General features: G+C 59.9%; 12 protein-coding genes, 1 tRNA gene and 2 pseudogenes. 9 read left to right on the plus strand and 6 right to left on the minus strand.

Translation table 11 applies throughout. The features are described from left to right. Nucleotides 1–124: 124 nt before the first annotated feature. The 5 genes from GNP00_RS10605 to GNP00_RS10625 are packed head-to-tail and all read left to right on the plus strand — an operon-like array spanning nucleotide 125 to nucleotide 4,809. Nucleotides 125–1,006 carry a glycine betaine ABC transporter substrate-binding protein gene (locus GNP00_RS10605; RefSeq protein WP_041544818.1) on the plus strand — a complete coding sequence of 294 codons (882 nt, stop codon included), beginning with the start codon at nucleotides 125–127 and terminating at the stop codon, nucleotides 1,004–1,006. 57 nt (nucleotides 1,007–1,063) lie between these two features. After that, on the plus strand, nucleotides 1,064–2,578 hold the full coding sequence (locus GNP00_RS10610; protein ID WP_011582291.1) for an HAL/PAL/TAL family ammonia-lyase: 1,515 nt from the start codon (nucleotides 1,064–1,066) through the stop codon (nucleotides 2,576–2,578). Continuing rightward, nucleotides 2,578–3,210 (plus strand): ABC transporter permease, encoded by a 633-nt coding sequence (locus GNP00_RS10615; RefSeq protein WP_011582292.1) that lies wholly within the window; start codon nucleotides 2,578–2,580, stop codon nucleotides 3,208–3,210. Before GNP00_RS10610 ends, GNP00_RS10615 begins: the two co-directional genes overlap by 1 nt. Then, on the plus strand, nucleotides 3,207–3,842 hold the full coding sequence (locus tag GNP00_RS10620; protein WP_011582293.1) for an ABC transporter permease subunit: 636 nt from the start codon (nucleotides 3,207–3,209) through the stop codon (nucleotides 3,840–3,842). Before GNP00_RS10615 ends, GNP00_RS10620 begins: the two co-directional genes overlap by 4 nt. A gap of 13 nt (nucleotides 3,843–3,855) precedes the next feature. Beyond that, the gene (locus GNP00_RS10625; RefSeq protein WP_011582294.1) at nucleotides 3,856–4,809 is read left to right on the plus strand and encodes an ABC transporter ATP-binding protein; all 954 of its coding nucleotides are present in this window, start codon (nucleotides 3,856–3,858) and stop codon (nucleotides 4,807–4,809) included. Nucleotides 4,810–4,996: 187 nt separating this feature from the next. Here GNP00_RS10625 and GNP00_RS10630 read toward each other — a convergent pair whose 3' ends face one another. The 5 genes from GNP00_RS10630 to hutI are packed head-to-tail and all read right to left on the minus strand — an operon-like array spanning nucleotide 4,997 to nucleotide 10,873. Next, a complete protein-coding gene (locus GNP00_RS10630) occupies nucleotides 4,997–5,572 on the minus strand; it encodes a HutD/Ves family protein (protein ID WP_011582295.1) in 576 nt (191 codons plus the stop codon). A gap of 4 nt (nucleotides 5,573–5,576) precedes the next feature. Continuing rightward, the gene (gene hutU / locus GNP00_RS10635; RefSeq protein WP_166015986.1) at nucleotides 5,577–7,265 is read right to left on the minus strand and encodes a urocanate hydratase; all 1,689 of its coding nucleotides are present in this window, start codon (nucleotides 7,263–7,265) and stop codon (nucleotides 5,577–5,579) included. A gap of 17 nt (nucleotides 7,266–7,282) precedes the next feature. Beyond that, a complete protein-coding gene (gene hutG, locus GNP00_RS10640; protein ID WP_011582297.1) occupies nucleotides 7,283–8,083 on the minus strand; it encodes an N-formylglutamate deformylase in 801 nt (266 codons plus the stop codon). A gap of 1 nt (nucleotide 8,084) precedes the next feature. Further along, complete coding sequence (gene hutH, locus GNP00_RS10645; RefSeq protein ID WP_166015988.1) at nucleotides 8,085–9,620, minus strand: histidine ammonia-lyase; 1,536 nt, start codon at nucleotides 9,618–9,620, stop codon at nucleotides 8,085–8,087. Beyond that, the gene (hutI, locus tag GNP00_RS10650) at nucleotides 9,620–10,873 is read right to left on the minus strand and encodes an imidazolonepropionase (protein WP_011582299.1); all 1,254 of its coding nucleotides are present in this window, start codon (nucleotides 10,871–10,873) and stop codon (nucleotides 9,620–9,622) included. The genes hutH and hutI overlap by 1 nt, the downstream gene beginning before the upstream one ends. Before the next feature lie 111 nt (nucleotides 10,874–10,984). Between hutI and GNP00_RS10655 the strand changes: the two genes are divergently transcribed. The 4 genes and pseudogenes from GNP00_RS10655 to cas2 all read left to right on the plus strand — a co-directional run bounded on the left by GNP00_RS10655 (nucleotide 10,985) and on the right by cas2 (nucleotide 14,438). After that, the gene (locus GNP00_RS10655; RefSeq protein ID WP_011582300.1) at nucleotides 10,985–12,337 is read left to right on the plus strand and encodes a formimidoylglutamate deiminase; all 1,353 of its coding nucleotides are present in this window, start codon (nucleotides 10,985–10,987) and stop codon (nucleotides 12,335–12,337) included. 77 nt (nucleotides 12,338–12,414) lie between these two features. Next, entirely contained in the window at nucleotides 12,415–13,134 is a 720-nt protein-coding gene (gene hutC, locus GNP00_RS10660; RefSeq protein ID WP_041545597.1) for a histidine utilization transcriptional repressor HutC, read from the plus strand. Nucleotides 13,135–13,852: 718 nt separating this feature from the next. After that, a pseudogene (locus GNP00_RS23585) lies at nucleotides 13,853–14,179 on the plus strand (beta-propeller fold lactonase family protein); the annotation flags it as partial. 9 nt (nucleotides 14,180–14,188) lie between these two features. Continuing rightward, nucleotides 14,189–14,438, plus strand: a pseudogene (gene cas2 / locus GNP00_RS10665) (CRISPR-associated endonuclease Cas2). Between the two features lie 458 nt (nucleotides 14,439–14,896). Here the strand turns inward: cas2 and GNP00_RS10670 are convergent. Continuing rightward, nucleotides 14,897–14,973, minus strand: a tRNA-Met gene (locus GNP00_RS10670). Between the last annotated feature and the right edge of the window lie 11 nt (nucleotides 14,974–14,984).

Here is a 14,984-nt window from a genome sequence, read left to right on the forward strand (position 1 = left end):
GAAGAGGTGCATCGAGGGGAAGATCAAGCGCACTCGAGCGGCTGTGACCTTCCGACAATTCAAATCTGCCCACTGCCAGCCTGATTGCGCTGCAGGGCCCCGAAGCTTTGACAGGAGTATTCCAATGAGGAAGTCTGCATTAATCGCAGCCTCGATTGTAAGCTTGGCATTCGGCATGGCGGCCCATGCCGCCGACAAAATTGTAGTCGGAACCAAAAATTTCACCGAACAGTACATTTTGGGCGAGATCTATGCCGGGGCACTTGAAAATGCTGGCATCCCGGTCGAACGAAAAATCAATCTCGGCGGGACCTTGATCGCTCACCAGGCCCTCGTTTCCGGGGACATCGATATGTATCCGGAATACACGGGGACGGCTCTGATCTCAGTCGTCAAAGGACCTGTCTCAAGTGACGCGGATGCAGTTTATAAGACCGTGCAGGACCACTACGCCAAGAATTTTCAACTGACGTGGCTTAAGCCGGCCGGCATCAACAACGGTTATGCGCTCATCGTCGGGCCGGAAACGGCAGCCAAATACAATCTCAAAACGATGAGCGACCTGTCCAAGGTCTCCAAGGATCTCGTCCTTGGCGCCGGACCGGAATTTGCCGACCGGACGGATGGCCTGCCGGGTCTGAAGGCGAAATATGGCATGGAGTTTAAAGAGTTCAGGCAATTTGCGAAGCTCGGCTTGCGCTACGACGCGCTCGCAGCAGGCCAGATCCAGGTCGGAAATGGTTTTGCGACCGACTGGCAAATCGCTGACAAGAAGTTTGTTTCGCTTGCCGACGATAAGGGGCTCTTCCCGCCGTATTACGTCGCGCCAATCATTCGCGACGACATCCTCAAGCAATTCCCAGGCGCAGAGGATGTTCTCAACAAGGTCAGCGCGGTTTTGGATAATCAGGTAATGCAACAGTTGAACGCACTCGTCGAACGGGATCACGAGGAGGCGAAGGACGTTGCCGCCGAATTCCTTAAGCAACACGGGTTCGGCAAATAAATCGCCACATTAAGATTGTCCCGCCGACATTCGGCGGGACTGGCAACGGAAGACAGAATGCAGATCGTCCTCAAGAGTACAGGCGCCTCGGTTGATGAGATATGCGCGATCGCTGGCGGTGCAAAGGTTGCCGTTTCTGACGAAGCGATAAAGCGTATTGCGAGCGCTTATGAATGCCTATCCCGTCACTCGGCGACCGGTAAGGCTATCTATGGTGTCAGCACCGGACTTGGGGCGGCTGTGGACACCCGGGTCTCCCCAAATTCGGGTGGCGGTCAACATCGCATTCCGCTGGCGCGAGCGGTCGGCGTTGGGCACTACGCCGGGACCGAAGAGGTTCGAGCGATGATGGCGGCGCGGCTCGCGCGGCTTTGCCTAGGGAATGCCGGAGCGTCCACTTCGGTCGTTTCCGCGCTCGCGTCAATGCTCAATCATTCCATCCATCCGTTGGTGCCCATGATCGGATCGGTTGGCGAAGCGGATCTTGCGCCCCTGGCCCACATTGCGAGCGTACTGACCGGATCTGGCTTCGCTTATTTACCGGATGGAACTCTTGTTGATGGAGCGAGAGCCTTTGAAGCGTCCAACATTCAGCTTCCGGAATTTGGCCTGAAGGACGGCCTGGCACTTGTTTCCTCCAATTCGGGATCATTGGGGTTGACATGCCTCATAGTTCGCGAGGCACGGCGTGTGCTGCAGTCGCACGTGACGGGGCTGGCATTATCTTTTGAAGGCTTCCGAGCGAACCTCCATCCAATCTCTCCGGAAGCCGTCCGACTGCGACCGGCGCCAGGCCAAGCCGCGGTCTCGGCCGAGCTCTTGCGGCTTCTCGATGGCGGCGAGCTTGCAGGGGGCGCGCCGGCCAGGAGATTGCAGGACCCGATCAGTCTTCGCTCTGCATCCTCCGTAGTCGGCTCGGCGGTTGCGGCCCTTGAGGCGCTCGAGTCTTCCGTCACACTCGAGTTGAGCTGCAGTGACGACAATCCTGCGGTGCTTGCGGATGAAGACCTTGTCCTTCCAAACGGAAATTTCGAGCCGACCCATCTGGCGCTTGCGATCGACATGCTTGGGCTCGCTTTGGCGCGTCTTGCCGCTATGGCAGCGGAACGGATGATGAAGCTCTTGTCGCCGATCTTCTCCGAGCTACCCCGTTTTCTTGCGCCAGCGGAGGCCGGCTCGAACGGGTTTGCCACAGTCCAGAAGACGATTTCAGCTTTGACGGCCGAGATTGGACATCTTGCTTTACCCCTGCCCTTTACAGCTCCGCCGGTGGCCGACCGTGTGGAAGATTACGCATCACTTGCCTTCTCCGGGGCCGACAAGCTCAAGAGGATTGTCGAGCGGGTACGCCTGCTTACCGCAGCAGAAATGATGATCGCCGCTCAGGCCATTGACATGAGAGGAAACATACGGATCGGATCTGGCTGTATCCAGGCCTTGGAAGACATCCGTGCGGTTTGCCCCCCGCTCGATGTGGACCGCCCCACCGGTACTGACATTCACGCATTGGCTGGCCTGATCACGTGCGGCTCGTTTGCCCGACACAGTAACCTCTTTTCGGAGAAGCGCTGATGAAGTGGGCACCCCGGAATCTGGATGACATCTTCGCGGCCGTTATCCAGCATCTTTATCTGGTCGTCTCTTCCGTAGGCATCGCCCTGATCATCTCACTGGTGGTCGGCATCTGGGTTGCGCGCCGTCCGAAAGCCTTCTCTGCCATCATCATGGTCACGGGCGTGTTATTCGCCATTCCTAGCCTTGCCCTTTTTGCTCTTTTGATCCCGTTGATGGGAATCGGGACTGGGCCGGCAATAACGGGTCTCTCAGCTTACTCCCTGATGATCTTGATCCGCAATATTGCGGTCGGTTTCCAATCGATTCCTGCAGACGTTCTCGAAGCCGCTCATGGGATGGGATACGGAACTCCGCGCCGGCTGTGGGAGGTCGAGCTTCCTTTGGCGATGCCCTTTATCGTTGCTGGTATCCGAATTGCGACGGTAACGGTTGTCGGGATTGCCACTGTCGCCGCCTATATCAACGCGGGTGGGCTTGGAGCGATCATATTTGAGGGGATCGATCAACGTTTCCCGGAAAAAATCATTATCGGCGGCCTCCTGACGTCGGCGCTCGCTCTGCTGTCCGATTTTGTGCTTTCTCGCATCGAAGCGCAACTATCGCCGAGCCGCAAAGGAAATGCGCCGTGATCGTTATCGATGCTTTTGGCTGGATTGCTGGCAATTTGCCGACCTTCTTCAAGGCCTTTTATCAGCATCTCTTCATGAGCCTGGTGTCACTGGGAATCGCGGCGGTAATCGCTATCCCGACAGGCTTTTCAGTTGCGCGCTCACCAAGAATAGCCTTCTTTATCATTAACGTGGCCGGTGCCGTCCGTTCGATCCCCAGCCTGGCTATTCTGTCGGCCGCGCTTCCGATCTTGGGCATCGGCATCGCGCCGTCCATCGTGGCGCTGGTAGTACTCGCCATCCCTCCATTGCTGCTCAACACAATCACGGGTGTGCGTGAGATCGACGTGTCGGTGCTCGACGCTGCAAACGGCATGGGAATGGGACGCCAGGATATCTTGTGGCAAATCGAGGTGCCGCTCGCGACACCGGCGATCATAACGGGCGTGCGGACGGCTGCGATTCAGGTGATCGGGGGGGCTGCCCTTGCTTCCTTTATCGGCGGTGGCGGTCTTGGAGATTTCATCAATACCGGGATCGCGATTATGGATCTCCCGCGTCTTTTGGTCGGAGCAATCCCCATCGCCCTGCTTTCGATCTGTGCTGAAATTGGCTTTGGCCGGCTTGAACGTGCGCTAAAGACCAAACGATAGGGTGGAACATTCGATGATCAGGCTTGAGCACGTAACGAAGAGCTACCCGGGAAGCGACCGCCACGCGGTTGACAATCTCGATCTCGAAATCGAGGCGGGGACAACCGTTGCCATGATCGGCCCCTCGGGCTGTGGGAAAACGACAACGATGCGGATGATCAATCGCCTCGAAAATCCGACCCAAGGCCGCGTATTGGTGAAGGGCAAGGATATAGCGACAACCGATCCCAAGATCCTTCGACGCAGCATCGGCTATGTTATCCAGCAAGTCGGACTTTTCCCACACATGACGATTGCACGTAATGTGGCAACGGTGCCGCGACTGCTTCAATGGGATCCGAAGGTAACGGAAAAACGCATCGACGAATTGCTCGACCTCGTCGGCCTCGATCCGTCAGTCATGCGCGATCGTCTGCCGCACCAGCTTTCTGGCGGCCAAAGGCAGCGTGTCGGTTTCGCCAGGGCGCTAGCCGCTGACCCTGAGATCATGCTGATGGATGAACCGTTCGGTGCAATTGATCCAATCACCAGGGTCCGCCTTCAGGACGAATTGAAGCAAATCCTGAGGAAGGTGAGCAAAACAGTCGTCATGGTGACACACGACTTGGACGAGGCGTTGAAAATGGGGGATCGGATCGCGATCATGCGCGATGGCCGCCTTCTTCAATACGATACTCCCGCCATGGTTCTGGCGCATCCCGCGGACGAATTCGTCGCGAACTTTCTTGGCCAGGATAGATCTATCAAGCGCCTCAGCTTGCTGAACGTTTTCGCTGCCATGGAAAGCCCGCGCCCCGGCGGCAAGGGGCGCATCGACTCTGAAGCAACTCTTCACGTCGCGCTGGCGTCGATGCTCGCGGACGGTATCGATGGCCTGGACGTTGTCGACGCGCAGGGTGGGATTGTTGGCTATATCGGCAGGCAAACCATATTGGAGAAGGCCGGCGACCGAGCGGCGGTGTCGTGAGCCAGAATCGCGTAGCTCACCGTATTCCGCAGTCTGCGAAGTGTCTGTAATAGGGCTAAGCCCCAGACTTGGTTCGCGGCAATACGTTCATCGAAATTACGACTTTAGCGACCGGTGAGAAGCACACTTGGCTCCCTCACCGGCGCTTTGTCTATCATGCCCTGCTAGGTACAAATGGTTCGAGCAGTCAGGCTTGTGTTCGGATGATGATCACAAAGAGCCGCGGGTCAGCACCACTCGGCTCGAGATGAATCGCCTCCTGCTCTCCGGTCATCAGCAAGGCATCATATGGTTCCAAAATGATATTATGGGTTGAGCTGCTGCAGCCATCCGGAGCCAATACAAAAAGGTCCGAATCCGCTGATGGGAGCGCGATCGTCTGCGGCAGGCTGTAGCAGATTACGCGATGCGCATACCCGCCACGTCGCGTCATGACATTGAGGTCGGTGACGGTATCCTTCAGCAACATGGCTGACGTCGCGACATCGGCCGGAAAGGCGTGCGGAACCGTATCCTGCCTCAATGCGACCGGCTCCCGCCCCTCCACGAAAAGCTCCAGCCCTTCACCGCTCAAGATGGATAGAGTGCGATCGATACCGTCGAAAACGGAAAACGGGCCGTCTTCCGCAACGGTCGCCATGCTGATGCGCCAGTCGAAATCGCCAACCGATGCGCCGGGCGGAAAGACGGCGATTTCCACCGTCTCCCCCTTACCGTTCTTCCACGGCATGCGCTTATGATCGCCAGCACGGAGAATGCGCATCGGATCAGTTCCCGAGAATGCCGGGAAGGCGCAGACCTTTCTCCTCGGCGCAGTCGACCGCGATTTCGTAACCCGCATCCGCGTGGCGCATGACGCCGGTCGCCGGGTCGTTCCACAGAACCCGTTCCAGACGACGGTTGGCATCTTCAGAGCCGTCGGCGCAGATCACCATGCCGGCATGCTGCGAAAAGCCCATGCCGACGCCCCCGCCATGATGCAGCGACACCCAGGTGGCGCCCGATGCGGTGTTGAGCAGTGCGTTGAGCAATGGCCAATCCGAGACGGCATCCGAACCATCCTTCATTGCTTCCGTCTCGCGGTTCGGCGAGGCGACCGAGCCGGAATCGAGATGATCGCGGCCGATGACGATCGGGGCTGAAAGCTCGCCGTTACGGACCATCTCGTTGAAGGCAAGGCCAAGCTTCTGGCGGTCGCCCAGGCCCACCCAGCAGATGCGCGCCGGAAGGCCCTGGAAGGAAATGCGTTCCTTTGCCATGTCCAGCCAGTTGTGCAGGTGCTTGTTGTCGGGAAGCAGTTCCTTCACCTTGGCGTCGGTCTTGTAGATATCTTCCGGATCGCCGGACAGCGCTGCCCAGCGGAACGGTCCAATGCCGCGGCAGAAAAGCGGGCGAATATAGGCCGGCACAAAGCCGGGGAAAGCGAAGGCATTTTCCAGGCCCTCATCCTTGGCGACCTGGCGGATATTATTGCCGTAGTCGAGCGTCGGGATGCCGGCGTCCCAAAAGGCAACCATGGCTTCGACCTGTGCCCTCATCGAGGCGCGGGCAGCGATCTCGACGGATTTCGGGTCGCTCTCACGCTTCGCCCTGGCTTCCTCGACCGTCCAGCCGACCGGTAGATAACCATTACGCGGATCATGCGCGGAGGTCTGGTCGGTAACAATATCCGGGCGCGGGCCGCCCGCCTTCATGCGGCGTACAAGCTCCGGGAAGATTTCGGCGGCATTGCCGAGCAGCCCGACGGATTTTGCCTCGCCGGCCTTCGTCCACATGTCGATCATGGCCAGCGCCTCGTCCAGCGTCCTCGCCTTTGCATCGACATAACGGGTGCGTAGGCGGAAATCGATGCGGGTCTCGTCGCACTCGACGGCAAGGCAGCAGGCACCCGCCATGACAGCGGCGAGCGGCTGCGCGCCGCCCATGCCGCCGAGACCGCCAGTCAGGATCCACTTGCCCTTGAGATTGCCGTCATAGTGCTGGCGACCGGCTTCAACGAAGGTTTCGTATGTGCCCTGCACGATGCCCTGGGTGCCGATATAAATCCACGAACCGGCGGTCATCTGGCCGTACATGGCCAGCCCCTTCTTATCCAGCTCGTTGAAATGATCCCAGGTCGCCCAGTGCGGCACGAGGTTGGAATTGGCTATCAACACGCGCGGGGCATCCTTATGGGTGCGGAACACGCCGACAGGCTTGCCGGATTGCACCAGCAAGGTTTCTTCTTCGCTAAGCGTCTTCAGCGCCGCAGTAATGCGATCGAAATCTTCCCAGGTGCGCGCGGCGCGGCCAATGCCGCCATAAACCACCAGTTCATGCGGGTTTTCCGCCACGTCCGGATCGAGATTGTTCATCAGCATCCGGAGTGGCGCTTCGGTCATCCAGCTCTTCGCGCTGAGTTCTGGCCCGCGCGGGGCGCGGATTTCGCGGATGTTGTGACGCGGGTTCATGTTCATGGTGAAGTTCCCCTTGTTTAGCGTTTCAGACCGAGCGCGATCTGTTCGATCCGCGTCAAAATGGATTTGAGATGGATGCGCAGGTTGTCTGCCCTCTCGCTGTCATAGGCGAAGGGCGGCGCTTCGCTTGCTAGATGCGTGGATTGGGCGAGCTCCATCTGGATGGCGTGGACGCCGGTTTCCGGCCTGCCGTAGTGGCGCGTCGTCCAGCCGCCCTTGAAACGGCCGTTGAGAATGCCGCTAAAACCTTTAGCCGATGCAACGACGTCGGCTGCGGCTTCTTCGATCCGCGGATCGCAGGTCTTGCCCCTAAGCGTGCCGATGTTGAAATCCGGCAGTTTTCCCTCGAAGAGGAAGGGGATGTGCGAGCGGATCGAATGGCAATCGTAGAGGATGACCACCCCGTGGATCGCCTTCACGCGCTCGATCTCTGCGGCGAGCGCGATGTGGTACGGCGCATGGAAGGCAGCAAGCCGGGTGGCGATATCGGCCTCGATCGGGGCCGCGCCATCCTTCCAGATCGCCAAGCCGTCGAAATCGGTCTCCGGGATCAGCCCCGTCGTATTCTGGCCGGGATAGAGACTGGCGCCAGACGGATCCCTGTTTGCATCGATCACATAGCGATGGAATGTGGCGCGCACGGTGGTCGGATTTTCGAGCAACCCGTCATAGAGCTCATGGATGTGCCAGTCGGTATCGGCCAGCAGCCGTCCGTTGTCGTTCAGGCGCTCCCATATATCGGGCGGAACCTCGGTGCCGGTATGGGGAAAGCCGAGGATAACGGGGGAGGTGCCTTGTTTGACTTCGAAAACAGACATGTCAGACCTCCAAAGCGGGCAGGATGCCGCTTGAAACGGATTCATTGAGACTGCCGCTGGCAATCAGAACCGTGGCCGCTTTCAGGTCGTTTGCCATGTAACGGTCTTCCTCGAGCGACGGTACGACGTTTCGGATGGCTGCGATCGCCTTCGTAAGCTCGGGGCTGGTCGCAAGCGGTGCGCGCAGCTCCACCCCCTGTGCGGCGCACAATGCCTCGATGCCGATAATTGCGAAGAGGTTTTCAGTCATCGGCAGGAGTCGTCGTGCGCCATGGCAGGCCATGGAGACATGGTCTTCCTGATTGGCCGATGTCGGCGTAGAGTCGACGGAGGCCGGGTGCGACATCTGCTTGTTTTCGCTCATCAGCGCAGCCGATGTGACTTCGGCGATCATAAGACCGGAATTGAGCCCCGGCTTCTTGGCAAGGAAGGCCGGCAGGCCGTAGGAGAGAGCCGGGTCGACGAGCAGGGCGATGCGGCGCTGCGCGATCGCGCCGATCTCGCAAATCGCAAGCGCGATCTGGTCGGCTGCGAAGGCAACGGGTTCCGCGTGGAAGTTGCCGCCGGCGACGACGGAATTGTCTGAGAGCACCAGCGGATTGTCGGTCACCGCATTGGCTTCGATCTCGAGCGTGCGGGCAACGGAGCGCAGCAGATCGAGACAAGCGCCGTCAACCTGCGGCTGGCACCGAATGCAATAAGGGTCCTGAACACGCTCGTCGCCTTCGATATGGCTCTGGCGGATCGGAGAGTTTTCAAGCAGGGCGCGCAGGGCCTCTGCCGTATCGATCTGGCCGCGATGGCCGCGTAGCGTGTGGATCTCGGGATGGAACGGCGCCGATGAGCCCATCGCCGCATCCGTCGACATAGCGCCGGTAATCAGAGCCGATTGCGCCGCTCGGTGGGCGCGAAACAGGCCGGCAAGCGCCAGCGCCGTCGAGGTCTGCGTACCGTTGATAAGCGCCAGTCCCTCCTTGGCTGCGAGCTCGACAGGCTGCAATCCGGCCTTCAGAAGTGCCGTCGCGCCGTTCAGCCTTTCGCCGCCGAAGAACGCCTCGCCATGGCCCATCATGACAGCCGCCATATGAGCGAGCGGGGCGAGGTCGCCGGAAGCGCCGACCGAGCCCTTTTCCGGAATGACCGGGATGACGCCGCGCGCCAACATCGCCTCGATCAGCCGCACCAGTTCGAGCCGCACGCCGGAGGCGCCACGGCCGAGCGAAACAAGCTTCAGGGCCATCATGAGGCGCACTACATTTTCCGGCAGGGCCTCGCCGACACCACAACAATGGGAGAGAACGAGGTTGCGCTGGAGCGCCGCTACATCGGCGCTGTCGATCTTGATCGAGGCAAGCTTACCAAAGCCGGTATTGATGCCGTAGACCGGCGCGTTGCCGGCGGCAATCTCCGCGATGCGGTCAGCCGCCTTGACGATGCCTGCGTCGAAAGACGGATCAAGCCTGGCCGGGACGCCGGTCCAGTAAATTGTCGCGAGATCCCGAAGCAAGACCGAACCAGGGTGTAGGATGATAGTCATCAGTCGATCCTCCGGCCCTTGAAAATATGTGCGTGAAGCGGGTTGAAGCCGATGCGGTAGACGAGCTCGGCGGGGCTCTCGATATTCCAGATCGCCAGATCGGCGGACTTGCCGGCTTCGATCGTGCCGGTCTCAGCCAGCAGGCCGAGCGCACGGGCGCCCTCGCGGGTGGCGCCGGCAATGCATTCTTCCACGGTCAGCCTGAACAGCGTGGCCGACATGTTCATGGTGAGCAGCAGAGAGGTCAGCGGCGAGGTGCCCGGATTGCTGTCCGTTGCGATCGCGATATGCACGCCGGCTTGCCGCAGCGCCTCAACGGGCGGCTTTTGCTTTTCGTTGATAGCGTAGAAGGCGCCCGGAAGCAGGACTGCGACCGTGCCGGCAGCCGCCATTGCGCGCGCGCCATCCTCATCCAAATATTCCAGATGATCGGCCGAAAGCGCGCCATAGGAGGCGGCGAGTTTGGCGCCGCCGAGATTAGAGAGCTGCTCTGCATGAAGCTTGACGGGAATACCGAGCGAACGGGCCTTGTCGAAGACCCGCCTTATCTCGTCCACCGAGAAGGCGATGCCTTCGCAGAAGCCGTCTACTGCATCGACGAGGCCCTCGGCATGCGCCCGTTCAAGTCCGGGCAGGACCACCTCGGAAATGTAATCCCCGTTTCGTCCCTTGTATTCGACGGGCGTTGCATGGGCGCCGAGATAGGAGGTGACGACCCGCACCGGGCGAATCTGCTCAAGAGCTCGGGCAGCGCACAGCATTTTCAGCTCCGCCTCGATATTGAGGCCATAGCCGGACTTGATCTCGACGGTGGTGACACCTTCCGAGATCAGTGTGTCGAGCCGCGGCAGCGCGGCTTCGACCAATCCTTCGACGGAGAGCGCGTTGGTCGCCTTCACGGAGGAGACGATGCCGCCGCCGGCACGCGCAATTTCTTCATAGGTCGCGCCTTGGAGGCGCATCTCGAATTCGCGCGCCCGGTTGCCGCCATAGACGATATGCGTGTGGCAATCGACGAGGCCGGGTGTGACCCAGCGTCCCTCAAGATCGGTGATCTCGGTATTCTCGATCAGCTCAGCGGGCAGTTCGCCTTCCGGTCCGGCAAAGAGGATGCGCCCGCCTTCGCAGACGACAGCGCCGTTCTCGACAATACCGAGCCCCTGCAAATCCTCCCGCAGCGTCGCCAGACGCCCATTGCGCCAAATCGAACGAGCGGAGTGTGCGGCCGCTCCGGAAAAATTGTTCCGAGTCATCAGCTTTTCGCCCTTCAAAACTCATCATACATGTATATACATAATGATGTAGGCCGCAAGCGGAATCTCGCCGCCTCAGATTTCGAGCCGAAGCAAGCACGGGAGACGAGAATGATTACGATTCACACGGGTTCGGCATTGCTCGTGAACGGATGGCATCAAAATGTGAGGCTAACGTTGGATGCTGGAAAGGTGGCTGCAGTCGAGATCGGTGTTGCGCCGGCCGCGGACGACGAACGCCACGAAGTAATCCTGCCGGCCATGGCAAACCTCCACAGCCACGCCTTTCAAAGGGCGATGGCTGGGCTCGCCGAAGTTCGCGGTCCGGCCAGTGACAGTTTCTGGAGTTGGCGCACGGTCATGTATCGGTTCGCGTTGTCCATGACGCCCGACCATGTGGAGGCTGTTGCTGCACAGCTTTACATGGAGATGCTGGAAGCTGGCTTCTCGCGTGTCGGTGAATTTCATTATCTGCATCACGACAAGGACGGGACGCCCTATGCCAATATCGCCGAAATGGCGGAGCGAGTCGGCGCTGCGAGTGCCGAAACCGGTATCGGTCTGACCCTCCTGCCCGTCTTTTACGCCCACTCAGGTTTTGGTGGCGCCAGCCCGCTCGAAAGCCAGCGTCGCTTCATCAACTCGATTGATAGTTTTGCGCGATTGATGGAGGGCTGTCGCAACACTATATCGCTGCTGCCCGGTGGGACACTTGGCGTCGCGCCACATAGTCTGCGCGCGGTGACCAAAGAAGAACTGGACCGAACGATCCCTTTCGCCGCCGGTGGACCGATCCATATCCACGTCGCGGAGCAAGTGAGGGAGGTGGAGGATTGCATCGCCTGGTCCGGAGCGCGACCGGTCGAATGGCTGCTTGCCAATGCACCGGTCGATGAGCGCTGGTGCTTTATCCACGCCACGCATATGACGGCGGACGAAACTCAAGCCATGGCTCGACGCGGGGCCATTGCAGGCCTCTGCCCAATTACGGAAGCGAATCTTGGCGACGGCATCTTCCCCGCCGCAGAATTTCTAGCCGAGGGTGGCCGCTTCGGGATCGGGTCGGATTCCAACATCTTGCTCTCGCTGCCCGAAGAATTAAGGACGCTCGAATATTCGCAACGCCTGTCTCGGCGAGCACGCAACGTAATCGCTGAAAGCGGCCAGTCTACCGGCCGCAGGCTTTTCGATGAGGCTCGGCAAGGCGGCAATGTGGCTCTCGGCGGTTCCGGCGGCATCGGTGTTGGCGATGCTGCGGATATCGTTGCGCTCAGTATTAATGCCGTGCCCTATCTGTCCGAAGACAATCTCCTCGACCACTGGATATTTGCAGGCGGTGTGAACGTCGATAGCGTCTGGATCGCCGGTCGCAAACGGGTCGAGAAAGGCCGGCACATTCAACGCGATGCGATCGCCAGGCGCTTCAGGACGGCAATGTCTGATCTTCTGGAAAACCAGCCATAGCCAGATTCCAATTTCGTCGCTTGGCGATATGGATTAGATGAGGCGAAGGACTCTCGGAAAGCAGAGACGGCGTGACGATAGAAGATAGCAGCGGCACCACCCTCCATCAGCGCATCCTGAACGATATTGAAGGCCGGATCATCTCCGGCGCGTGGCCGCCCGGTTACCGCCTGCCGTTTGAGGTCGATCTGGCCGTTCAATACGGCTGCTCCCGCATGACTGTGAATAAGGTTATGACGCAGCTTGCAAAGTCGGGCCTGATCGAGCGGCGGAAGAAGTCCGGCACCTTTGTGGCTCATCCACAGGCACAATCGGCGGTGCTGGAAATCCACGATATCCGAGAAGAAGTACAATCTCTGAACCTCAGCTACGGCTATCGGCTCCTGTCTCGCACCTGCCGCAAGGCCGGCACGGAAGATCTGCGGCGGCTCGGAGTTTCGAAGGCGACCCAGTTGGTCGACCTCACCTGTATCCATCTTGCGGGTGATCGTCCCTTTTGTCTCGAAAAACGACTTATCGATCTCGCCGTCGTACCGGAGGCGAAAGGCTTCGACTTTGAGACAATAGCGCCGGGACCATGGCTCCTGGCACAGATCCCTTGGACCACTGCGGAACATCGAATCCAGGCTGTCCGAGCCGGGGCGGAGGAAACCGAGCATTTGCAACTCTCGCCTAACGATCCCTGCTTGGTGATCGAGCGTCAGACCTGGAGCCACGCGGGGCCGGTGACAAACGTCAGGCTTACATATCCGGGCGACAGGCATCGCCTGGTGGCTCAGTTCAAGCCGAACTCGTGATCCCAGAGGAGCTGATCTGCCTGCCGTCGAACACCAACGCGATCGGCTTAACCGCTTCCCTACTGGGAAACCGGTCGGTCGTGTTGAGCTCGACCAAGCGGCTGTTTCGACAAGGATTCGTGAAGGGATCTGACGGTGCAATCATCTTGATCGCTTTGCACTGCAAGTGCAGCGGCTACATTCCTGATCTGCGCGAAACTTGCTTTCTCCTCCGGCTCCGCAAATGCGAAGGCAACGACACCTTCGGGGGCGCCCGCCACGACCGAAGGCCGCTCGGCCTCAGCTCCCGGACCGCACGCTGACGCGCGTCTTCGCGCGCGCCGCGCAGCAAGCGGGCCCTCCCTTAACGCGGAACGCCGGCCTCTGCCAGACGACGACGAAGAATGGGCGCCGCAGCAGCACCTCGGTCGCTACCTGAAACCCGCATTTCACAGGAAGATTCTGACGGTGCGCACCGATGCGCCGTCAACCGCATCATCATTGAGAATAGCCGCCCGGTTCTTCTGAGAGCCGCAAATGCTGATGCTGTCATGATCTCGACCCCGCAGATGAATGCGGCGCTCATATTGATGTCGTCAGAGACCTGCCTAAGGTCGGCCGGAATTTCCGGATCACATGAATGTCGACATGTTTGCGGAGCTTTGCGTCTCCTTCGGCGTTGGCAGATCGTGGCTGGCATCGACTAGCGCTCTTCGGCTAAGGGCCTGCCGCCTCCAACATTGTCGAGGGGGGTAGCTTCTGGCGTCGAACCCGGCGGCTTCGAAAGGTCAGTGAGACGGCTACGGCGCCGCGCCGCGTGGTACTCCATCCCTTCGGCCGCTTCGCCTTTGTCATCAAACGAACTCGACTCGACTGTGGGCATCCCTTCGATACCAGCCGCGGGAAGTTGGAGGAAATCGCCGTCTATCCCACCCTCCAGCGCAGGCGACGGAAATCATGCCTCCGACCTGCGGATCTCTGCCGATGCCACTTTCTATACGGCGCCAATCGCGCGCACGACAGCATCGCGATCTTCGCGGTCGGCGACTTAACCGGAGTGCTTGCACAAAAGGCAATGTCTTCTGCGGCGCGGCGCGGCGTGGCGAAGTGCCGCCGCAATTTCGGCCAGCGCGTTCAATTCTCGGTCTTCGAGATCGAGGTCGTCCCCGCCCAATGGACCTTGCTCAAGAGCCGCCTGGAGGCCATCTATCGATCCCGGCCGCGATAGCCTGCGCTATTATTATCTTGGCGCCAATTGGCGGCGGCGCGTCGAGCATATCGGCGCCAAGCCGGCCGTCGATCTTGGGGGCACCATCATCGTATGAGGGCCCTTAAGGCCGGCGCGAACCACAAGCGTGCTGCCACGCGGCGGCGGGTTCGCACCCGAGCCTGTTCTTTGAAATCGTGAATGAATCCATCCCCGGGCCAGCCGCGAAACCCCTAGGACCTTCCGACATCACCGGGTTCGCGCAGGAACACCGGTTTCCTCATTTCACTCAGGGTGTTATCGCAGGGCAGTCGCCCCTTATGCGGGGGCGTGGATCGAAACTCCCAGGTCTTCGCCAGTGCCTTCGCGGCAACGTGTCGCCCCTTACGCAGGGGCGTGGATCGAAACTCCAACTCCGCCACGCGCTCCGCGAGCCGGTCGCGCCGCCCCCGTATGCGGGGGCGTGAGGCTGCACGAGCCCGGCCCCAAGCACGGCGAACCGGATCGAGCGGCAGGGTAGTGATAAGCCGCAACAGCAAAAACCCCGCTGTGTTTGCAGCGGGGCTATAGTAAATCTGGTTGCGGGGGTAGGATTTGAACCTACGACCTTCAGGTTATGAGCCTGACGAGCTACCGGGCTGCTCCACCCCGCGTCACCTGCAGG

This window comes from Chelativorans multitrophicus (assembly GCF_011317445.1).
In the GTDB taxonomy this organism is placed as follows: Bacteria; Pseudomonadota; Alphaproteobacteria; order Rhizobiales; family Rhizobiaceae; genus Chelativorans; species Chelativorans multitrophicus.

Coding starts and splice junctions, on each gene's coding strand:
- GNP00_RS10605 (WP_041544818.1), top strand. CDS start 125: ATGAGGAAGTCTGCATTAATCGCAGCCTCGATTGTAAGCTTGGCATTC.
- GNP00_RS10610 (WP_011582291.1), top strand. CDS start 1,064: ATGCAGATCGTCCTCAAGAGTACAGGCGCCTCGGTTGATGAGATATGC.
- GNP00_RS10615 (WP_011582292.1), top strand. CDS start 2,578: ATGAAGTGGGCACCCCGGAATCTGGATGACATCTTCGCGGCCGTTATC.
- GNP00_RS10625 (WP_011582294.1), top strand. CDS start 3,856: ATGATCAGGCTTGAGCACGTAACGAAGAGCTACCCGGGAAGCGACCGC.
- GNP00_RS10630 (WP_011582295.1), bottom strand. CDS start 5,572: ATGCGCATTCTCCGTGCTGGCGATCATAAGCGCATGCCGTGGAAGAAC.
- hutU (WP_166015986.1), bottom strand. CDS start 7,265: ATGAACATGAACCCGCGTCACAACATCCGCGAAATCCGCGCCCCGCGC.
- hutG (WP_011582297.1), bottom strand. CDS start 8,083: ATGTCTGTTTTCGAAGTCAAACAAGGCACCTCCCCCGTTATCCTCGGC.
- hutH (WP_166015988.1), bottom strand. CDS start 9,620: ATGACTATCATCCTACACCCTGGTTCGGTCTTGCTTCGGGATCTCGCG.
- hutI (WP_011582299.1), bottom strand. CDS start 10,873: ATGACTCGGAACAATTTTTCCGGAGCGGCCGCACACTCCGCTCGTTCG.
- GNP00_RS10655 (WP_011582300.1), top strand. CDS start 10,985: ATGATTACGATTCACACGGGTTCGGCATTGCTCGTGAACGGATGGCAT.